Here is a 21,448-nt window from a genome sequence, read left to right on the forward strand (position 1 = left end):
GCTGATAAAGTGTTGTTTATGTAATATTTACATCTGGTAATCAATGCTTCATATGTTTTAAAAATTAATCAAATATTGAAAGAAAAATATTACAAATAAAACAAACAAGCAAACACAAATGTTAAAATTAAACCTTTTTGCAACGTAGAACTACAACGTTTTCGAGTAGGTTTTTGGTGAAAAACAGATAAATCTGACCGCCATCTTTAATTTTCATCTTCTTTCTAATGGTGTCTACGCTTTCAGGAAAGTTCCGTGTGGTTATGTTCGCATTCTTTATATCCGCTTTTTTCAAAGCCGATTTATTGTAGGGAAAAATATGTTCAATTTTAAATCTTCGTCCTGGAAAATCAATCAGGCTATCAGAGGTGTATAAATGGGTGTTGGTGTGGAGTTTCTTTAATTGTGTTGCTTGGCCAATGATTTTGAATGCACCTGACTTAAGAATAGCCGCATTGGGTTCGTATAAATAGGTGAGAGGTTCTGAGAATTCGGAAATAGCATCTTTTTCCGCGTGAAGTTCAAAATCGAAACCTTGGTCCTGTTTTGCGGTCTTGTTTATTGTTTTGACTTTGATGCTACCTTGGTATCCTTTTTTTAAAACCCATAATAGTTCCTTTACATCATTATCTAGAGCAATTACATGAATTTCCTTTATATAATCAAGCTCATTTATTCCTGCGGAAATATCTAAAAGTGGAGCTGTTTTTATCAGGATATTCTCTGATTTTGAAAATAACAGATTCAAGTTTTTTACCACATTAGGCAAGCAATCCGATAATAGGAAAACGCGTTGCTTTAAATCACCTCTTCGAGAAGGGTCTATGTAAACCCAATCTATTCGGGATTTTAATTTTTGCAAAAAATCCAATCCATTTTCCGCATGGGTTATTACATTATTTATATTTAGAATTTTAAAATTATGGGTTGCAATTTCGGATAGATTTTCATCTAATTCACAATGGTGAACTTGGTCTATTTTTTGGCTAAAAAAGTAACTATCTACACCTAGTCCTCCGGTGACATCTACAAGTGATTTTCCACTGACTAAATCCGCTTTGTATTTGGCTGTAATTTCGGAAGAGGTTTGCTCAATATTTAACTTGTTCGGGTAGTAGATATTGGTAGAAAAAAACCAAGTAGGTAATTTTTTTTCGCACTTTTTCTTAGACTCAAGTTGTTCAGCAAGTTCGCGATTGGAAATTTCCTCAAAAATAGGCTTTTTAAGTAGAACTGACATGATGTCAGTATTAAATTTATTTTTTATAAATTCCTGTATACCAGTATTTAAAATATTTTTATTCAAACTATAACTATAAACTTTTTGTAAGTGATTTAACTAGCTTGTTTTCGGATAAAAACTCCTTTAAAATGACCTTTATTGCAGTATATCCGGGCACTGCTACAATCATTCCTACTACTCCAAAGAGCAGACCGGCAATAATTATCACCAAGAAAATTTCTAGTGGATGCGACTTTACGCTATTTGAAAATATCAAGGGTTGTGAAAAGAAATTATCGACTAATTGACCTATCAATAATCCTATTAAAACATACCCTGCTTTTGGTAGGATTACGGAGCTAAAATCCATGCCTAAATTGCTGGTCATTGTAAGTACTACCATAATCACTCCTCCAATGATAGGACCCACGTAAGGAATGATATTAAACAAGGCACAAAGAAAGGCAATTACAATCGCATTTTCTATACCTACGATTAAAAGGGTTATGGTGTAAATTACGAACAGGATGAAAATTTGAAGTAACAGACCCACAAAATATCTAGATAAAAGATTATTGATTTTATCGATAGAATTTATGGTTTTGCCTTCATTATTTTGGTTGACGAAAGCTAAAATTCCACGTTGAAAAAGATTGCTGTCTTTTAAGAAGAAAAAAGAAATAAATAAAACAGAGAACAGTCCAATGCTAGCCGTGCTAAGTACGTCTAAAAACGAGTTGAGAAAATTGGGTATAAAGCCTACATTTAAACTATCAACAATGGTTTTTTCAAAATCTGTTTCTTCAATAATTTCGTCAACAACGTTAGGCGCGGTTCCAATGAAGTCCACAATTTGCTGATGCAGTGAATTTAAGCTTTGTTCTAGCTGGTTAATGTCCAACAACGAGAGGTTTTTGCCTTGTTCCGTCAACAGGGGAACGAAAAGTGCTATAATACCTGCCAGCACGCTTACCATAAAAATCATTGTGATGATAACGGACACGGTGTTGGGTAGTTTTAATTTTCTTCTTAAAAAGAGGACTATTGGTCTGCCTATCAGGGCAATGACGGCGGCTATGGCCAAATAGGCAATTACGGACTGTATCTTCCAAAGAAAATAAAGGAGTAGGACTACGCCTACTATTATCCCTACTGAGCGTAGAATTCCTTGACTAATGGTTCTTGCGGTCATTTTTGGTCTATTTATGTGGCTATGTTAGTTTTTAAAAGCATAGAGCACAATATTGGCACCCATTTGTAATGCTTTTGTTCTTATTTCTTCGGGGTCATTATGTACTGATGGGTCTTCCCAGCCATCCCCTAGATCACTTTCGGTGGTAAACAATAGTACAAGTCTGTTTTCATGAAACAAACCTAATGCCTGTGGGCGTTTACCGTCGTGTTCGTGAATTTTTGGCAAACCTTCTGGAAACTTATAAAATTCATTAAAAATAAGATGGTCGCTGCCCAATTCTTCCAAAACGGTATTAGGGAAGGCTTTTTCAAGTGCTTTTTTCAGATAAGGGGCCATTCCGTAGTTGTCATCAATATGTAAAAATCCACCGGAAAAAAGATAAGTTCTTAAATTTTGGGCTTCCTCGTCCGAAAAAACAACATTGCCGTGGCCGGTCATATGTAGAAAAGGGTACTGGAAAATAGTACTGCTGCTTATTTCTACGGTTTCTGGCTTTTCGTTCATTAGAGTGCCAACATTTTCATTGCAGAACTTAATAAGATTAGGTAAAGCTGTAGGGTTGGCATACCAATCTCCGCCTCCGTTATACTTAAGAATGGCTACTTCTTGTGCCGTAAGGTGGGCGGTCATAAGAGATAAGATTATAATGCAGTATGTAAGTTGTTTCATCTTAGGGCGAACTAAATAACAATAACTCAAATGTATGAATTATGGTGGGGAAAAGAATTGCACTTATATGTATTGTTTTGGTAGGATGTGTTACAATGGCTTTTAATATTGATGTAAAGACCAGAAAACTAGAGGCTTTTGAAGCTTTTGAGGGGCGTGATCCCATAGTGGTTTTGGAACTTTTTACATCACAAGGTTGTTCTAGTTGCCCACCGGCAGATGTATTGTTGCAACAGGTGAAAAGAGAATATGGTAATTCGGTTTACGCACTTTCATATCATGTTGATTATTGGAATTATATTGGTTGGAAAGACCCGTTCAGTAAATCGGATTATACGGAGAAGCAACGTAAGTATAATATCAAATTAAAAAGCAGAAGTAATTATACACCTCAGGTAGTGGTGAATGGTAAGGCTCATTTTGTAGGGTCTAACTCAAGTAAAATGAATGCGGCCATAAAGCACTATGGAGCGATAGATACGGAAAATACGGTAGTATTGAGTCTGGTGGAAAGAAGGGGTGGCTCTGTTTCGTTCAATTATGAGTTAGGTGGAGATGTTACGGGTAAAAATTTACGGGCCATATTGGTCTTGGATGAACGAACTACAGTGGTGAAGCGCGGTGAAAACCGAAATAGAACACTAAAAAATGGTAACATAGTAGTTGGGGAAAAGAATATTGAAATACATGAAACAAATGGAAAAGCCACGATAACAATCCCGGATGTGGTTGAAAATGGAGAAAAATTGAGTCTTATTGTTGTAATGGAGACAACGGATTATGATATCACTGCTGCTGCTAAAACCGAATTATTCAATTAATGGTGTTCTTTTTACCCGTTGTTAATCATGTTCACGGTAGTACAGGCTACGATCGCGGCCGTTTCGGTTCGAAGGCGGTATTCCCCCAAGGAAACGGGAAGAAACCCTTTTTCATACGCCATGTCTATTTCGTTTTGCGAAAAATCCCCTTCCGGTCCTATGAGTATGGTAACATCCTTGTCTGGGGCAACTCTTCGTTTTAAATCAACTTTTTCTTCCTCTTCGCAATGTGCAATAAATAAGAGTCCGTTAAGCTCCTTTGCCATAAAATCTTTATAAGAAATAGCATCGTTAAGCTTGGGTAGGTAAGCGCGTAAGCTTTGTTTCATGGCAGATTGTATCACTTTTTCCAAGCGCTCTTTTTTAATGACTTTTCGCTCCGATCTATCGCAAAATATGGGGGTAATCTCACTTACACCTATTTCTGTAGCTTTTTCCAGAAACCATTCCAGACGGTCGTTGTTTTTAGTGGGTGCTACAACCATGTGCAGCCAATGTGCTTTTGGGTGTTTTTTTTGTGTAGCTACTATTTGTGCTTTGCATCGTTTTTGGTCTGCAAGAAGTATTTCGGACTTAAAAATATAACCCTTTCCATTTGTAATATGTAGTAGGTCCCCTTCCTTTTTACGCAATACCTTAACAATATGCCTACTCTCTTCTTGAGAGAAGGTAAACTGTGTAATGCTCTTGTCTAAATCGGGGTTGTAAAATAATTGCATAGGACAAATGTATAAACAATTTTAGAGGCTTAGGTTGTACTTGGGCACAAGAAAAAAATGAACACTGTTATTTACTTACTGGAAATAACGTAACGCGCCTTGGCGGAAACATCCTGTTTTGCAAATACATTTTGTTTATACTTCAGGTGACCTACAATACCGATCATTGCTGCGTTATCCGTACAATACTCAAACTTTGGTATAAAGGTTTTCCATCCTCTATTTTTTTCGGCCATTTTAAGTGCGTTTCTTATTCCGGAATTGGCACTAACACCACCTCCAATGGCAATTTGCGTAATACCGGTCTGTTCCACAGCTTTTTTTAGCTTATCCATCAAAATGTTAATGATTGTTTTTTGGATGGAGGCACAAATATCCTTTAGATTTTCTTCAACAAAATTGGGGTTTTGGGCCGTTTCTCTTTGGATGAAATATAGAATGCTTGTCTTTAATCCGCTAAAACTAAAATTAAGGCCGTCTACTTTAGGTTTTGGAAAAGGAAACGCCTTAGGGTTTCCCTCTTGTGCATATTTATCAACTAATGGGCCTCCGGGGTAGGGCAGACCTAAAATTTTAGCGCTTTTATCAAAAGCTTCACCCACTGCATCATCTAGGGTTTCGCCTAGTATCTCCATGTCAAAATGGTCTCTTACAAGAACAATTTGCGTGTGTCCGCCACTAATGGTCATGGCCAAAAACGGAAACTCCGGAGTGCCATCTGGTTGGCCTTCAATAAAGTGCGCCAAGATGTGTGCCTGCATGTGGTTTACCTCAATTAGGGGCACATTAAGACCTAATGAAAGAGACTTGGCAAAGGAGGTTCCAACAAGAAGTGAACCCATCAATCCGGGGCCGCGTGTAAAAGCTATGGCAGATACTAGTTTTTTGTCGATATTTGCTTTATTCAAAGCTTGGTGTACTACCGGAACAATGTTTTGTTGGTGAGCCCGTGAGGCAAGTTCAGGTACAACACCGCCGTATTCCTCGTGAATCTTTTGAGTGGCCGTTACATTACTGAGCACTTTTTTATTGCTTAAAACAGCAGCGGAAGTGTCGTCGCAAGAAGATTCAATAGCAAGAATATAAATAGTTTCGTTTTTCACCGAGTTTGGAATAAAAGTTGACATCGCAAAGGTAAAACATAAAGACCTATCAAAAAACTTAGAAAAATACTGATTAGAACCATGATGGTACTCGTGCTGATCTGTATTTTGGGTACGGTCATCCTCTCGTTGCCTTTTGTTCAGACAAGTTTTGCTAAGTATGCCACAGATACCATTAACAAAGACTTTGGTACCAGTATAAATATTGATAAGCTCCGTATTTCCCTAATTACTTGGGACACCAACTTAGAAGGTGTGTATATTGAAGATTATCAAAAAGACACACTTTTTTACGTAAACCAGCTCACTACTTCCATCCTTAGCATGCGTAATTTAAGCAAGGGTAAATTGGAATTTGGGGATATTAAAATAGATGAGCTGGATTTTAAGCTAAAAACCTATTTAGATAACAGGAATACTAATCTTGAGGTATTCATTGACAAGTTTGATGACGGAAAACCACGTAAACCGGGAACGGATCCGTTCTTTTTCTCTTCTTCCAATGTTGATATCCAGAATAGTACATTTAAACTAATAGACGAGAATTTTGAGAACGAACTTTTATTGGATTTTGAGGAGCTCAATATTGGCGCTACGGATTTTCAGATTTTAGGTCCAGAGGTTTCTGCTAAAATCAATACCATGGCATTTAATAGTCAAAGAGGTATTGATGTAAAACAAATGTCTACCGAGTTTAAGTATACCAAGCAACAGATGCGTTTTGATTCATTGCGGATACAGACGGTAGGCTCACATTTAAAGGGCGATTTGGTTTTTGATTATGAGCGTAAGGATTTTGCCGATTTTCTGAACAAGGTGAATATTACTGCGGAGTTTACGGAGTCTGCCGTGGCTTTTGATGAAATAAATTTGCTTTATGATCAGTTCGGGAGAGGCAAGGAGGTTAATTTTTCATCTAAAATAAGTGGTGTTCTTAATGATTTATACGCCACCGAGCTTTTCTTGCAATCTGATAACACGGGCATTAGGGGTGATTTTAATTTTAAGAATTTATTTGTGCGGAAAATGCCTTTCATTATGCGTGCAGATATGAAGAACGTAACTTCTAGTTATTATGAGTTACGGGCGCTAATGCCAAATATTTTGGGTAAATCTTTACCGTCTTCGTTTCAAAAATTGGGACAGTTTACCATACGTGGTGATGCGGTTATCACAAAAAATTCCATAGATGCCAAGGTAAACCTGAATACCGCTATTGGTAGTAGTTATGCCGATCTTGAGCTTTCGGAAATAAATAATATAGATAATGCTACGTATAAAGGTTTTGTGTCGCTGATAGACTTTGATCTGGGCGATTTTGCCGAGAATAAAAAGCTGGGTAAAACCTCTCTAGATTTTAATGTAGAAGGGAAAGGCTTTGTGCAGGAAACCTTAAATACAGAGGTTATAGGTGAAGTGTACTCCGTAGAGTTCAATAATTACGAGTATAATGATCTTAAAGTTTCGGGAATACTAAAAGAGCAGTTGTTTGATGGTACCTTGTTGAGTAATGATGAGAATGTCAAATTCAGTTTTAAAGGACTGGCAGATTTTGGTGAAAACCGAAATGATTTCAACTTTATTGCGTCTGTGGACTATGCAGATTTGAACAAGTTGAATTTCATTAAAGACAGCATTTCTATATTTAAGGGCAACGTAAATATGGATGTCACCGGAAACACTTTGGATAATCTGGTGGGTGATATTAAATTTACAAAAACCATTTTTCAGAATAAGAACGATACTTATTATTTTGAAGATTTTAAGGTGTCTTCCACTTTTGAGGCCAATGGTGATAGAGTTATAGATATCAATTCACCGGATATTATAACCGGGTACATGAAAGGGCGTTTTAAAGTTGCCGAGCTTGGGCGGTTGGTTCAGAATTCCCTGGGTAGCATCTATACCAATTATAGGCCTTTTAATATTTCGGATGGGCAAACGCTTGCTTTTAACTTCAAGATTTACAATAAAATTGTAGATGTCTTTTTTCCAGAGGTGAAATTTGACCCTAATACATTTATAAAAGGAAATATAGTAGCAGATGAGGGAGATTTTAAACTCACTTTTAAATCGCCTAGTATAGTTGCTTTCGGTAATGAAGCAGATAATATTGATGTTAAAATAGATAACAAGAACCCGCTATTTAATACGTATATCTCTGTAAGCGATCTTTCTACGAACTATTATGATGTAAAGGATTTCAATTTAATAAACACTACTTTAAAAGATACGCTGTTCTTTAGAACGGAATTTAAAGGCGGTAGTGATTTAAATGATAGTTATAATCTCAATTTTTACCACACGTTTAATAAGGATAATAAATCCGTTATAGGTCTTAAAACTTCGGATGTTAATTTTAAGGGGAACAAATGGATTCTTAACAAGGATGGTGACAATAAAAATAAGGTAGTCATCAACCGTACGTTGGATAGTATTGATATTCGGGAGATTGTAATGAACAATAGTGCTCAAGAGCAAATTAGGCTTAAAGGGCAGTTGGCAGATTCCACTTACAAAGATTTGCAACTTCAATTTAAAATCGTTTCGCTTAATAAAATCACCCCTGCAATAGACAGTTTAAAGCTGCAGGGTGAAGTTAACGGTACCCTCAATATTCTACAAAAAGACAATATTTACTTGCCTTCTTCCAACCTTGGTATAGAGGATTTTTCTATTAATGACATGCGTTTGGGAGATTTAACTGTGGGTATTGTTGGGAACAAAGATTTAACGGAGTTCGCGGTAAATTCGCAAATAACGAACAAAGGCATTGAAAAACTCAGCGTGGTAGGTAATATCAATAACAAAGAAGATATGCCCAAGGCCAATCTATTGGTGAGTTTGGATAAGTTTGATTTAGAGCCTTTTGCACCCTTAGGAGAGGATATTATTAGTCGTATCCGAGGTTTTGTTAGTGGTAATGCGCGTATACAGGGGCCTGTGGATAATCCGGAATTCAGCGGAACGCTTACATTGGACAAAGCTGGACTGGGAATACCATATTTAAACGTAGATTATGATTTTGCGGCCAATTCTAGGGTGAATTTAGATAAACAAACTTTTGATTTTGACCAGATCAGAATTACCGATGTAGACAAAAAAACAAAAGCCACATTAGATGGTACGATCAGTCATTCCTTTTTTGATAACTGGCTTTTGGATTTAAATGTTGATACCAAGAATGACCGCCTTTTAATTTTAAACACAGATTTTGAAGAGGAGGTTTTATACTATGGAACCGGTTACTTAGATGGTAAGGGTAGAATTTTTGGACCTACCAAAGCATTGAATATAAAAGTAGAAGGTAAAACCGCTAGGGGAACGTCGTTAAAGATTCCGTTGAGCGATGTTGCGTCTATTGGAGATTATTCATTTATCAATTTTGTTGAAAAAAACAAGTTGAACCATGTAGAGGAAGAACGTATTCTTGATGAATTTCAGGGGTTGGAGCTTACTTTTGATTTAGATGTTACCCCAGATGCCGAGGTAGAGATCGTAACCGATACCAAAACCGGAAGCTCCTTAAAGGGCAGCGGAGTGGGAATTTTGTTGATCCGTATCAATACTAGGGGGGCTTTTGAAATGTATGGCGATTTTGTTGTAGTTGAAGGAGAGTACAATTATAAATTTGGAGGGGTCATCAACAAGACTTTTCAGGTGAAACCTGGTGGAACCATTGTATGGGATCGTGAACCTTTAAAAGCTACTTTGGACCTTGAGGCTGTATATGCTTTAAATGCCAACCCAGCTCCTTTATTGGATAACCCGGGGTATACCCGCCGTATAGCAACTGAGGTTGTTATTAAGCTAACAGATGACCTTGAGAGTCCGGATATTGAATTCAATATAGATTTTCCGGGAACTAACTCTATAGTACAGTCAGAGCTGGAGTATCGTTTACAGGATCCCACGGTAGAGGAAAGAAATGCATTGTTTTTGTTGGCCCAAGGTTCATTTGTAAATGATCAGACGGGTATAGACCAGCAAGCGGTAACTGGTAATTTGTTACAATCTGCATCAGGTCTTTTAAACCAAGTTTTGGGTGATAATGACAAATTTAATTTGGGGCTGTCCTATGAGCAAGGTATTCTGGACAGGAGTGCAGATTATCAAACCGAAAATAGAATAGGGGTTACGGTATCTACACAAATAAGTGACCGTTTGCTTTTTAATGGAAAAGTTGGGGTTCCTGTTGGTGGTACTACGGAAACTGTTGTGGCCGGTAATTTTGAAATTCAGTTGCTACTGAACGAAGAAGGTACGCTTAGTGCCAAGTTTTTCAACAGGGAAAATGAAATACAGGAATATCTGGCGGATAGGTTAGGGTATACGCAGGGTGTGGGTATATCTTATGAGGTGGATTTTAATAGTTTTAGAGAGCTTTTTAAAAATATTTTAAAGAAGGAAGAACCAAAAAAGAAAATTCCGAAACCAGATCAAGTCCCTAGTTCGGTAATGGGTAAGGATAGTTTAATAAAATTTTACCCCAAGGATAAACGGCTAAAATAAAACTGTTTATGTAAAAAAATAGCCCCATTGACTTCAACTGCAGATGAGGTATTTTACGCTAGTGAAATCACTAAAAATTCTCGAAAACGTTATAGTTTGGAGGAAAAGCTCATTTTACGGCATTCTCAATATACAGGGGTTTTAAAGTGTAAGTTTGTTACAATTTAAAGAAAAAACTAAGAAAATGTGAGCTAAGTTATCATCACGTTAAATTAGAAGGATAAGACAGTTGGAATTCAAATAAGTTTGTTAGTTTTGCGACTTAGTTTTTTTTAATGGCTTCAGAAATAAAAAAAATAGGTGTTTTAACTTCTGGCGGAGATTCCCCCGGCATGAACGCAGCAATACGCTCAGTTGTTAGAACATGTGCCTATATGAAAGTAGATTGCGTAGGTATCTACAGAGGATATCAGGGCATGATAGAGGGGGATTTTAAGCCAATGGACGCAAGAAGCGTTAACAACATTATAAATAAGGGTGGTACCATTCTTAAATCTGCACGTTGTGACGACTTTAGAACGCCAGATGGAAGGAAAAAAGCTTATGAGCAACTGCAGGCAGAAGGTATTGATGCATTTGTAGTTATAGGTGGAGACGGTAGTTTTACCGGTGCCATGGTATTCAACCAAGAATATCATTTTCCTGTAATAGGTATTCCCGGAACAATAGATAATGACATATTCGGTACTTCCAATACGGTTGGCTTTGATACGGCTATGAATACTGTAGTAGAAGTAATCGATAAAATTAGGGATACGGCCAGTTCTCATAACCGACTTTTCTTTGTAGAAGTTATGGGTAGGGATGTTGGGCATATTGCTTTAAATACGGGAGTTGGCGCAGGAGCGGAAGAAATTCTTATTCCAGAAGCTAATCGTGGTCTTGAGCGTTTGTTAGAATCGTTAAAGCGCAGCAAAAAATCCGGAAAATCTTCTAGTATTGTAGTTGTTGCCGAAGGTGATAAAATTGGAAAAAGTGTCTTTGAGCTTAAAGAATATGTAGAGGAGCATTTACCCATATATGATGTAAGAGTGTCCGTATTAGGACACATGCAACGTGGTGGTGCACCATCTTGTTATGACAGGGTGCTGGCCAGTAGAATGGGTGTAAAGGCTGTAGAAAGTTTGTTGGAAGGCCAGACCAATTTTATGGTGGGTATCCAGAACAACAAAATTATATTAACTCCTATCAGTAAGGCTATTAAGGGCCACACTAAAATAGATAAGGAGCTTATTAGGGTTTCAGAAATAATGACAACATAATTAAATTCAAAACAATAGAACATGTCAGATTTAAAAATAGGAATTAACGGATTTGGCCGTATCGGAAGATTGGTCTTTAGAGAAACTGTAAGAAGAGAAGGCGTAGATGTGGTTGCCATCAATGATTTGTTGGATGTTGAGCACTTGGCCTACCTTTTAAAGTATGATTCCGTACACGGTAAGTTCGAAGGTACTGTTGATGTTCAAGATGGTAACTTGATCGTTAACGGTAAAACTGTAAGAATTACAGCAGAGCGTGATCCTAAAAGTATTAAGTGGGATGCAGTTGGTGCTGAAATAGTTGCTGAATGTACCGGTATTTTTACAACTTTGGAAACTGCACAATACCACATTGATGGTGGTGCTAAAAAAGTAGTTATCTCTGCTCCGTCTAAAGATGCGCCAATGTTCGTAATGGGTGTTAACCATAAAGAAGTGAAAGCTTCAAACACTATTGTGTCCAATGCATCTTGTACTACTAACTGTTTAGCTCCTATGGCCAAAGTATTGAACGATAACTTTGGTATTGAAGAGGCTTTGATGACTACAGTTCACGCTACTACTGCAACACAAATGACTGTTGATGGTCCTTCTAGAAAAGACTGGAGAGGTGGTAGAAGTGCTATGTTGAATATTATTCCTGCGTCTACTGGTGCTGCTAAAGCGGTAACTAAAGTTATTCCTGCATTAGAAGGTAAACTTACTGGTATGGCCTTTAGAGTTCCAACTGCAGATGTCTCTGTAGTAGATTTAACGGTTCGTCTTGAAAAGGAAACTTCTTACGAAGAAATCAAAAAAGCTTTCAAAGCAGCTTCTGAAGGTGAGTTGAAAGGTGTTCTAGGATATACTGAAGAGGCTCTTGTTTCTCAGGATTTCGTAAGTGATAAACGTACAAGTATTTTTGATGCCGGTGCCGGGATTGAATTAAACTCTAAGTTCTTCAAATTAATTTGCTGGTACGATAACGAAGCTGGTTTTTCTAACAAAATGGTAGATTTAGCTCAGCACGTTGCTAGTTTGTAATTTTTTTGAATATTACTAATGGTAATCCTGAGAGTGGGCAAAAATTTGCTTATTTTCAGGATTATTTTTTTAAAAGAACATTATGATTTTAATTGTAGATAGTGGGGCCACAAAATCGGACTGGATTGCCTTGGACGAAAAGGGAAATCAGTTGTTTTTGACCCAAACGTTAGGGTTAAGCCCAGAGGTATTAACAAGAGAAGTAATAGAAGATAGACTGGCCAATAATTTTGAACTTTCTAAAAACAGGGATAAGGTTTCTAGATTGCATTTCTATGGCGCAGGATGTGGAACGGAGCGTATGAAGAGTTTCCTTAGGGATATCTTTAAAGAGTTTTTTCCAAATGCAAAGGCCGATGTTAAAGAAGATACCTACGCAGCTATTTTCTCTACAACAAAAATTGGTCACCAAGGTATAGTATGTATTCTGGGAACGGGTTCTAATTGTAGCTATTATGATGGGCATCAGTTGTTCCAGAAAGTAACTTCGTTAGGCTATATCCCTATGGACGATGGTAGTGGTAATTTTTTTGGAAGAAAGTTGATAAGAGATTACTATTTCCATAAAATGCCACAGGATTTAGGAATCAGATTTGCCAAGGAATATGATTTGGATGCTGATGTAATAAAGGAAAACCTGTACAAGCAGCCTAACCCAAATACATATTTGGCCACGTTTGCCCGTTTTTTAGTTGAGAATAAAAATCATCCTTATTGCAAAGGTGTAATTGATAAAGGTTTTCAGCAGTTCGTAAACAACTATATCATGCAGTTTGAGTTGGCTACAAAAGTGCCAATTAACTTTGTGGGAAGTATTGCTCATTACCTAAGAGAAGAGCTGGTAACTGTATTGGAACGTAATGATTTGATTGTTGGAGTCATCAGACAACGACCAATTGAAGGTCTTATGGAGTTCCATAAGGAAACCTTGTAACAATCTGTGGAAAGTAAACAAAACGGCCTTGGTTAGCAACCAAGGCCGTTTTGTTTTATCGCACTGCTATCACCGAAATTTCAACATTTACGAATTTGGGCAAATTGGCTACTTCAACGGTTTCTCTGGCCGGAGCGGTTTCGCTATCAAAATAGGAGCCGTAAACTTCGTTTACTTCTGAAAATTGATTCATGTCCGCAAGGAAAATGGAACTCTTCACCACGTTTTCAAAAGTCATATCGGCTTCCGTAAGTATCGCTTTTAAGTTTTCCATAGATTGGCGCGCCTCTTTTTTAATATCTCCTTCAACAAGCTCTCCTGTGGAGGGGTCAATGGGTATTTGTCCCGAAACGTATAGGGTATCTCCGCTTAGAATTGCTTGATTGTACGGACCTATTGGGGCCGGGGCGTTAGTGGTGTTTATTATTTTTTTCATGATGATGTATTTTGGTTTAAAGGGAAAAAGGTTGGGCTCAAAGCCATCAACCGTAGCAAATATAAATAAGAAACGGTGAAGAATTTAGCTTCTTAACGCTGACTTCGGTTTTCCCATTTCAAATCACTAAGAATAGAACTTTTTATACCGATAAAGAAATACCATCTGGAGTATTGTCCAAATGGAGTCCAGTTAAAGTTCATTCTAAAACTTTTAAGATCTCGTTCAAAACGCAATTGAGTCAAGGTGAAGCCTTTATTTTTGAAATCATAACCACTGGAGCCACCAACCTTCCAGCGGGGAGAAAGTTCTATATCTCCCGAAAACATTAGAGAGTGGCTGCTAAACTCGTTCTGGCGGGCCGAATTGAAATAACTGGCCGAATAAGCTAACCTGAAATTCCAGGGTATTTTTGTCCCGTAGCGCGGGTTGTCAATATCTTCATCTTCGTCTCTGTCGTAATCGTCCCCACCACGGCGGTCATCAAAATTATCCGCCCTTCCAAAAAGGTCGTCATCCCTACCACCGCTCTGTGCTACATAATCGTACGCCCCAGCTTCATCTTCGTCCTCTTCTTCTTCATCCTTCTTTTTTCCAAAAAAGGTTTCACTGTCTATAGAGTACCCAATATTAAGATTGGCCTGGGTAAGTCTAAAAAGGCTGCCTCCATTATCAATATTAAACTTTTCTATTCTTCGGCCATTGTTGTCTATGGCGTAGGGGTCCAACCCAGCGGAAAAGTTGATGGACATTTTATTGTCTAGAATGTTTGTTCCACCGTTAATTCTAAGTGGGCTTAGTTTTAAGGAATCCGATTCAAAATTATATCCGGTAGAAATATTAAAATTGCTAAGAATAGGGATTTTTTTAGGTTCGGTGGCTGTTGAATCCTTGTCCCTCACTTTAGCTTCCAAGGTGTTGGCCAAAGAAAAACTAAGACTATTACTTTTTCCTAAGCTTGGCGCTCCGTTTAAGGTACCCTCAAAACGGCTGTACTGTACAACTTCGCCAGTATCATTATTGAGGTATTCATCATAAAACTGGTCAAAGGAAGGGGAGTAGCCATAACTTAACGAAGGTCTCATAACATGCCTAAGTGCTTGAATTTTTTTGTCCTCCCCAAAATTAAAAGTACCGTAAACCGTAGTTCCAATACTGGCACTCATATTGTATTTGTTGTAGCGGTCAAAACCGGAAATCGTATCCCGTACTACGGAGCCAATGGCGCCGTCCTCACCAAGTTCGTACCGCTGGGTAAACGTTTCCAGGGTCCATACGTCTTCATAGCTACCACCCATAGTAACGCTAAAAAATTTGGCAACTTTAAAGTTGGTGCTGATGGGGATTCTGTGTCTGGCGCCCACTTTGGCATTATCGAACATGGCCGCTTTTAGAAAATCTTCATCGTTGGTAGTAAGAGAGTTACGAGCGTTTACATCATATTGAAAATTAATATTTTGTATTACGCCTTTTTTTATACCATCCTTTTTTGCAAATGGAAATATACGTTCCATGCTGGCCTGAAAAGTAGGTAATGTCATTTGTATGTTGTCCTGATCAGGATTGGCCCGGGCCGTAGGACTCGTATTTTGCGAATGGCTGGCCGTAAGGCTCATGTTTACGGACGGATAGGCCGGAAATGTCTTTGAATATGAGATAGATGATGACAGGTTATTGTTCTGTGTCAAAGGCAAGTTAACCTGGTTTAAAGAGTTCTGGTAATAAGAACTACTTCCTAAGTTTACGGATGCCGAGAAACGTGAATTAGGACTGGCTTTGGTATCCTGGGAGTGGGATATTTGAATGTTCCAGACCTTGCTATTGCTGTAATCGTCAAACCCTTTTTGGCTGGTTACAAGATTTTCATACCTAAAGTTTACGTTACCACGATAGCGATAGCGTTTGGTATACACACTCTGTGTTCTAAAACCATAGCTTCCGTTAGTATAGAAATCCCCCGTAAGGGTAATATCCGCATAATCGGAGAAAGGAACATAATACCCTCCGTTCTGTAAAAAGTAACCTCTGTCCGGATCGTTACCGAATGTAGGCATCATTAAACCTGCAGATCGGCCAACTGTTAAGGGAAAATAGGCAAATGGTAATGCCACGGGGGTGGGAACATCTGCTATGTAAAGATTACTGAAACCGGCAATAACCTTCTTTTTAGGGACAAACTTCGCCTTTCTAATACGGATGTAATAATCTGGATTTACCGTATCGGTTGATGTCGTGAGTTTCCCTTCATGTAAAAAGTAAACTGAATCATTTTCTTTTTTTGTGATTTCGGCATATACCTTCATGGCATCACTTCCCAATTGTCCAAGACCTGCTTGTTGTTCGGTTCTGGAATTCCAGATAAGTGCTTTTTGGGTGTCAAAATTAAAGCGGATACTATCCGGTCTTACCTCATTGTCTCCCTGTTTAAAATAGGGGAGTTGGGTGTAGTTACCCAGGGAATCTTTGATCCGGCCGGCATATACCTCGTTCTTTATATAGTCCATTATAATGATACCCGCCTTTAACTCGGTATCTTGATAATAGATTTCTGCTTCGTTGTAGAGGTATATCTTTTGGTCCTTTTGGCTAAGTTTAACGTAATCCTTGGCCTTGTATTTAATTTTATCTAGAAGAAGAGGATCATTTCCGTTTTTTCTTTTTAATGCGGTGGAGTCCCCTGAAATACTGTCCTTTTTAGCCGGGTCGGGAAAAAGTGGCGCAATAATTGTATCCTTTTCTGCCTTAATGGGTAATGGTATAATACCATCTTCTTGTGCAAGTGAGGAGAAAGTGCCAACAAATAGCAATGCCAGTAAAAGAAAAAGATGTTTGTTTGATTGCAAGGCTATATATCCTATTTTTGTAACCGTTTGGCTTTATTTTCGGAGTCCAAACTTACATATATTTTTCGTTCCCCATACAGGGTGTTACCATAAATTTAACCATAATGAAGGCTTATAAACATAGTGAGAACATGCGCGTACGACGGTTTCTTTTATTTCCTATAGTTTTTTTAACACTATTGTTATCTTCTTTTCACAAAAATAATGCCCAAGATAATGATAATGATAAGTTCGTTGTGGTGCTGGATGCAGGTCATGGTGGTCATGATCCCGGCAACCTTGGAAACGGCTATTTGGAGAAGAAAATAGCACTGAATATTGTATTGAAAGCGGGTAAGGAATTGGAGAAGAATCCGGATATAAAGGTGATCTACACGCGAGATGACGATACATTTGTAGACCTTTATGAACGAGGGCAAATAGCCAACAAAGCAAATGCCGACCTTTTTGTTTCCGTACATTGTGATTCTCATACATCCAATGCACACGGTGCCGGCACCTTTGTTTTGGGGTTGCATGCCAATAAACAGAATTTTGAGATAGCAAAGAAAGAGAATTCCGTTATCTATCTAGAGGACAATTATAAAGCCAAGTATGCGGATTATGATATAAATTCTCCGGAATCTGTTATAGGTCTTACCATTATGCAGGAAGAGTTTTTGGATCAGAGCATTGCTTTGGCAAAAGCTATCCAAGATAATTTTTCCAATAAATTAAAACGTACCGATAGAAAGGTAAAACAAGCCGGGTTTATTGTTTTACACCAGACCGTAATGCCAAGTGTATTGGTAGAAACTGGTTTTTTGACCAATAAAGAAGAAGGTGCGTACCTCAATTCCAGTAGAGGTCAGAATGAAATGGCCACTTCAATTGCAGACGCTATTCTTACCTACAAAAAGAATGCGATGGCCAATATAGCGGATTTCACACCCAATACCATTCCAGATGTGCCAGAACCGGAAGCTGTTAAGGCACCGGCAAAAGAAGAGAAAGCTAAAAAGGAAAGTCCGGCTAAGAAAAAAGTGGCAACAAAGAAAATAGAAGATAAGCCGTCTGTGGCCAAGACTACCGAGGTTGCAGTAGAAGAAAAAACAAAGATTGCGGTTCAGATTATAGATGAGGCCAAAGAAAGTGGTGAAAAAGCGGTTTCGGTTAAAGAGGAGCCTAAAGAACAGAAAACACCGGATACACCATCCAAAACTAAATCTAATGTTATCTATAAGGTTCAAATTATGGCTAGCGCCAAAAATATTCCGTTACGACCCTCCTCTTTTAATGGGTTGAACCGGGTTGAAAAGGAGCCTTATAAAAACCTGTTTAGATATGTTTATGGTAAAACAAGTTCGCTAGAGGAAGCAAAAATGTTGAAGTCCAATGCCGATTTAAAAGGGTATAAAACATCATATATTGTGGCCTATAGAGATGGTAAGCGTATACCTTTTAAAGATAGCCTCAAGTAGGTTTCACAGCAATAAATAAGTACCTTCCATATTTTATTTCTAATTTTGTTAGAGACCTTCAACTTTATGAAAGTCTCTTATTAACCCAAAATCGATCCTTTTGAAACTATCCAGGGAAATCAAAACAGGAATTATCGTTATAGGCGGTATACTGTTGTTCATCTTAGGTTTTAGCTACTTAAAATCGTCGCCATTGTTTGAAGATGGTAAAACTTTAAATGCTGTTTATAAGGAAGTTGGAGGCCTACAAGTAGGGACTCCGGTAACCATAAATGGTTTTGTGGTGGGAAACGTTACCGGTGTGAAATTTAAAGATGAAAGCGGAGATTTATCGGTGGAACTTTTTATTAAGAGCGATTTCGATTTTTCTAAAAATAGTACCGCAGAACTCTATGACACAGGTATTATAGGAGGTAAGGGTATTCAGATAAAACCTGTTTTTGATGGTGCTCCCATGGCAAAAACGGGAGATACTTTACCAAGTAGAATTCAATTGGGGCTTACACAATTGGTCCAAAAACAACTTACTCCTCTGCAACAAAAAGTAGAAGGCGCGGTTACCAATGCAGATAGTTTGCTTATGAACGTAAACGAAGTTCTGGATGATAAGGCCAAAAGAGATTTAAGGGAAACTTTAAGCGGATTGAACAGTACCGTAGCTAGTTTTCAAAAAAGTGCCGAAGTGCTTAATAGAATTTTGAGCAGTAATGAGAGTAGATTGAATGAGTCTTTGGATAATTTTGAAACATTGACATCCAATTTTGCTAAACTGTCCGATTCATTGAATAACGCAGGGTTAGGACGTACATTGGCAAATCTTGAGTCTACTATGGGCAATTTAAATAAACTGATGGCCAATATAGAAAAGGGAGATGGTTCATTAGGTAAGCTCATGAAGGACGAAGAACTGTACAATAATTTAAACAATGCATCTAGGGAATTAGATTTGTTGTTACAGGATTTTCGTTTAAACCCGAAACGATATGTAAATGTTTCTGTTTTTGGTAAAAAGCAAAAGGAATATGAACTTCCTGAAGAAGACCCGGCCAACCCTCAACAAACTGAACAATAAATGGAATACTTACCCAATATTTTATTTTTAATCGTACTCGTAGCCGGTATTGGCTTCTTTGCTAGGAATGTAAAACGTCTGTCCAGAAATATTAAGCTGGGTAAAGATGTTGATGTGTCCGATAATACAGGGCAGAGATGGAAAAATATGGCCATGATAGCCTTGGGGCAGACCAAAATGGTCGTTCGTCCTATTGCTGGTTTCCTTCATATTATCGTCTATGTGGGTTTCATTATCATAAATATTGAAGTCGTAGAAATTATTTTGGACGGTCTTTTAGGAACACATCGTCTTTTTGCCCCACTCGGTACAGTTTACGATATTTTAATAGGTTCGTTTGAAATATTGGCTTTTTTGGTTATTGTGGCTGTAACCGTTTTCTGGATTCGTAGAAATATTGTCCGGATTAAAAGATTCTTAAAACCGGAAATGACTGGTTGGCCTAAAAAAGATGGTAACCTTATTCTTTATATAGAATTTGTGCTAATGGTGCTTTTTTTGACCATGAACGGCGCTGATTACCAATTGCAACAGATGGGTGCTGCACACTATACAGATGCTGGCATGTTTCCAGTAAGTCAGTTTATAGCACCACTTTTTGACGGAATGTCAATGAGTTCTTTAATTATTTTGGAAAGAACTGCTTGGTGGTTGCATATTATTGGAATTCTATGCTTTTTAAATTATTTGTATTACTCCAAACATTTGCATATTCTCTTGGCTTTTCCAAATACCTACTATGGTAAGTTGGCTCCTAAAGGGGAATTTAAAAATTTAGATGCGGTAACCGCAGAAGTCAAATTAATGATGGACCCGTCTGCCGATCCTTTTGCCGCTCCGGCAGAAGAAGAGTCTGCCGAACCGGCTAAATTTGGGGCTTCGGATGTTATGGATCTGAGTTGGGTGCAACTGTTAAACTCTTACACGTGTACCGAGTGTGGCCGTTGTACGGATGAATGTCCTGCCAACCAGACCGGAAAAAAGCTGTCGCCTAGAAAGATAATGATGGACACCAGGGACAGGTTGGAAGAGGTAGGCAAAAATATAGATGCCAATAAAGGCCAATTTGTTGATGACGGGAAGCAACTTTTGGATGGTTATATTACCCGAGAAGAACTTTGGGCGTGTACTACTTGTAATGCATGTGTACAAGCTTGCCCGGTAAGCATTGATCCGCTTTCTATAATTATGGATATGCGTCAATACTTGGTAATGGAGGAATCTGCCGCTCCTACGGACCTCAATAATATGATGGGTAACGTAGAGAATAATGGCGCTCCTTGGCCTTTTAACCAAATGGACCGATTAAATTGGGCCAAAGAAGAATAGGTAGTCTTTTAAGGACACTAGAATAATTTATAGAACTTGAATTTTATAGAATGGCGAACGAATTAAAAGTTCCAACAATGGCAGAGCTTTTTGCTGCAGGTCAAAAACCAGAAGTTTTGTTTTGGGTTGGCTGCGCTGGTAGTTTTGACGATAGGGCAAAAAAGATAACTAAAGCATTTGTTCAGTTGTTGAATAAGGCAAATGTTTCTTTTGCCGTTTTGGGAACCGAAGAAAGCTGTACCGGAGACCCGGCAAAAAGAGCGGGGAACGAATTTTTGTTCCAAATGCAGGCAGTCACCAATATAGAGGTGATGAATGCCTATGGGATTAACAAAATAGTTACGGCCTGTCCGCATTGTTTTAACACCATTAAAAATGAATACCCCGGTTTGGGCGGTCATTACGAGGTGGTTCATCATACGCAATTCTTGAAAAAGCTTTTTGAAGATGGAAGAATTACCTTGGAAGGCGGAAAATTTAAAGGTAAACGTATAACCTATCATGATCCGTGCTATTTAGGTAGGGCCAACAATGTTTACGAAGCTCCCCGGGATTTGATCCGTAAATTGGATGCAGAGCTTATAGAAATGAAAAGCTGTAAGGAAAAAGGACTATGTTGTGGTGCCGGTGGTGCCCAAATGTTCAAGGAGCCGGAAAAAGGCAATAAGGACGTTAATATAGAGCGAACCGAACAGGCATTGGAAACTCAGCCGGAAATTATTGCCGCCGGGTGCCCATTTTGCAATACTATGATGACGGATGGTGTAAAGAATAAAGAGAAAGAAGGAGCCATTGCAGTAATGGATATAGCAGAGCTTATGGCTTCTGCCGAAGACTTATAAATGCCC

General features: G+C 38.2%; 16 protein-coding genes. 9 read left to right on the forward strand and 7 right to left on the reverse strand.

Features of this window, described 5'->3' with window-relative positions:
* Positions 1-127: 127 nt before the first annotated feature.
* The 3 genes from H9565_RS11980 to H9565_RS11990 all read right to left on the reverse strand — a co-directional run bounded on the left by H9565_RS11980 (position 128) and on the right by H9565_RS11990 (position 3,086).
* Positions 128-1,240, reverse strand: a complete 1,113-nt coding sequence (locus tag H9565_RS11980) for a THUMP-like domain-containing protein (protein WP_317195441.1) — start codon at positions 1,238-1,240, stop codon at positions 128-130.
* A 73-nt stretch (positions 1,241-1,313) separates the two neighbouring features.
* On the reverse strand, positions 1,314-2,414 hold the full coding sequence (locus tag H9565_RS11985) for an AI-2E family transporter (RefSeq protein ID WP_215439926.1): 1,101 nt from the start codon (positions 2,412-2,414) through the stop codon (positions 1,314-1,316).
* Between the two features lie 24 nt (positions 2,415-2,438).
* Positions 2,439-3,086 (reverse strand): DUF4159 domain-containing protein, encoded by a 648-nt coding sequence (locus H9565_RS11990; protein WP_215439928.1) that lies wholly within the window; start codon positions 3,084-3,086, stop codon positions 2,439-2,441.
* Between the two features lie 41 nt (positions 3,087-3,127).
* On the opposite strand from H9565_RS11990, the gene H9565_RS11995 reads away from it, so the two are divergent.
* Positions 3,128-3,907, forward strand: coding sequence for a DUF1223 domain-containing protein (locus H9565_RS11995; RefSeq protein WP_215439930.1), 780 nt, complete (start codon positions 3,128-3,130; stop codon positions 3,905-3,907).
* 11 nt (positions 3,908-3,918) lie between these two features.
* Here H9565_RS11995 and H9565_RS12000 read toward each other — a convergent pair whose 3' ends face one another.
* Together H9565_RS12000 and tsaD are read right to left on the reverse strand one after the other, a co-directional pair.
* Positions 3,919-4,626 carry a 16S rRNA (uracil(1498)-N(3))-methyltransferase gene (locus tag H9565_RS12000; protein ID WP_215439932.1) on the reverse strand — a complete coding sequence of 236 codons (708 nt, stop codon included), beginning with the start codon at positions 4,624-4,626 and terminating at the stop codon, positions 3,919-3,921.
* 71 nt (positions 4,627-4,697) lie between these two features.
* Positions 4,698-5,753 (reverse strand): tRNA (adenosine(37)-N6)-threonylcarbamoyltransferase complex transferase subunit TsaD, encoded by a 1,056-nt coding sequence (tsaD, locus tag H9565_RS12005; RefSeq protein ID WP_246560573.1) that lies wholly within the window; start codon positions 5,751-5,753, stop codon positions 4,698-4,700.
* A gap of 57 nt (positions 5,754-5,810) precedes the next feature.
* On the opposite strand from tsaD, the gene H9565_RS12010 reads away from it, so the two are divergent.
* The 4 genes from H9565_RS12010 to H9565_RS12025 all read left to right on the forward strand — a co-directional run bounded on the left by H9565_RS12010 (position 5,811) and on the right by H9565_RS12025 (position 13,460).
* A complete protein-coding gene (locus tag H9565_RS12010) occupies positions 5,811-10,241 on the forward strand; it encodes a translocation/assembly module TamB domain-containing protein (RefSeq protein ID WP_215439934.1) in 4,431 nt (1,476 codons plus the stop codon).
* A 275-nt stretch (positions 10,242-10,516) separates the two neighbouring features.
* Complete coding sequence (gene pfkA / locus H9565_RS12015) at positions 10,517-11,503, forward strand: 6-phosphofructokinase (protein WP_215439936.1); 987 nt, start codon at positions 10,517-10,519, stop codon at positions 11,501-11,503.
* Between the two features lie 21 nt (positions 11,504-11,524).
* Complete coding sequence (gene gap, locus H9565_RS12020) at positions 11,525-12,526, forward strand: type I glyceraldehyde-3-phosphate dehydrogenase (RefSeq protein WP_215439938.1); 1,002 nt, start codon at positions 11,525-11,527, stop codon at positions 12,524-12,526.
* Positions 12,527-12,608: 82 nt separating this feature from the next.
* Positions 12,609-13,460 carry an N-acetylglucosamine kinase gene (locus tag H9565_RS12025; RefSeq protein WP_215439940.1) on the forward strand — a complete coding sequence of 284 codons (852 nt, stop codon included), beginning with the start codon at positions 12,609-12,611 and terminating at the stop codon, positions 13,458-13,460.
* Between the two features lie 55 nt (positions 13,461-13,515).
* On the opposite strand, the gene H9565_RS12030 is transcribed toward H9565_RS12025, so the two are convergent.
* Both H9565_RS12030 and H9565_RS12035 read right to left on the reverse strand, forming a co-directional pair.
* The gene (locus tag H9565_RS12030; RefSeq protein WP_215439942.1) at positions 13,516-13,896 is read right to left on the reverse strand and encodes a RidA family protein; all 381 of its coding nucleotides are present in this window, start codon (positions 13,894-13,896) and stop codon (positions 13,516-13,518) included.
* 92 nt (positions 13,897-13,988) lie between these two features.
* Positions 13,989-16,739: a putative LPS assembly protein LptD gene (locus H9565_RS12035; protein ID WP_215439944.1), complete on the reverse strand. Its 2,751-nt coding sequence runs from the start codon at positions 16,737-16,739 to the stop codon at positions 13,989-13,991.
* A gap of 104 nt (positions 16,740-16,843) precedes the next feature.
* On the opposite strand from H9565_RS12035, the gene H9565_RS12040 reads away from it, so the two are divergent.
* From H9565_RS12040 to H9565_RS12055, 4 genes are all read left to right on the forward strand, one after another.
* Positions 16,844-18,199, forward strand: a complete 1,356-nt coding sequence (locus H9565_RS12040; RefSeq protein WP_246560575.1) for an N-acetylmuramoyl-L-alanine amidase family protein — start codon at positions 16,844-16,846, stop codon at positions 18,197-18,199.
* Between the two features lie 100 nt (positions 18,200-18,299).
* A complete protein-coding gene (locus H9565_RS12045; RefSeq protein ID WP_215439946.1) occupies positions 18,300-19,271 on the forward strand; it encodes an MlaD family protein in 972 nt (323 codons plus the stop codon).
* Complete coding sequence (locus H9565_RS12050) at positions 19,272-20,600, forward strand: (Fe-S)-binding protein (protein WP_215439948.1); 1,329 nt, start codon at positions 19,272-19,274, stop codon at positions 20,598-20,600.
* A 50-nt stretch (positions 20,601-20,650) separates the two neighbouring features.
* Positions 20,651-21,442, forward strand: coding sequence for a (Fe-S)-binding protein (locus H9565_RS12055; RefSeq protein ID WP_215439949.1), 792 nt, complete (start codon positions 20,651-20,653; stop codon positions 21,440-21,442).
* The last annotated feature ends 6 nt before the right edge of the window (positions 21,443-21,448 follow it).

The sequence above is a fragment of the Zobellia russellii genome (genome assembly GCF_018728565.1).
GTDB lineage: Bacteria > Bacteroidota > Bacteroidia > Flavobacteriales > Flavobacteriaceae > Zobellia > Zobellia russellii.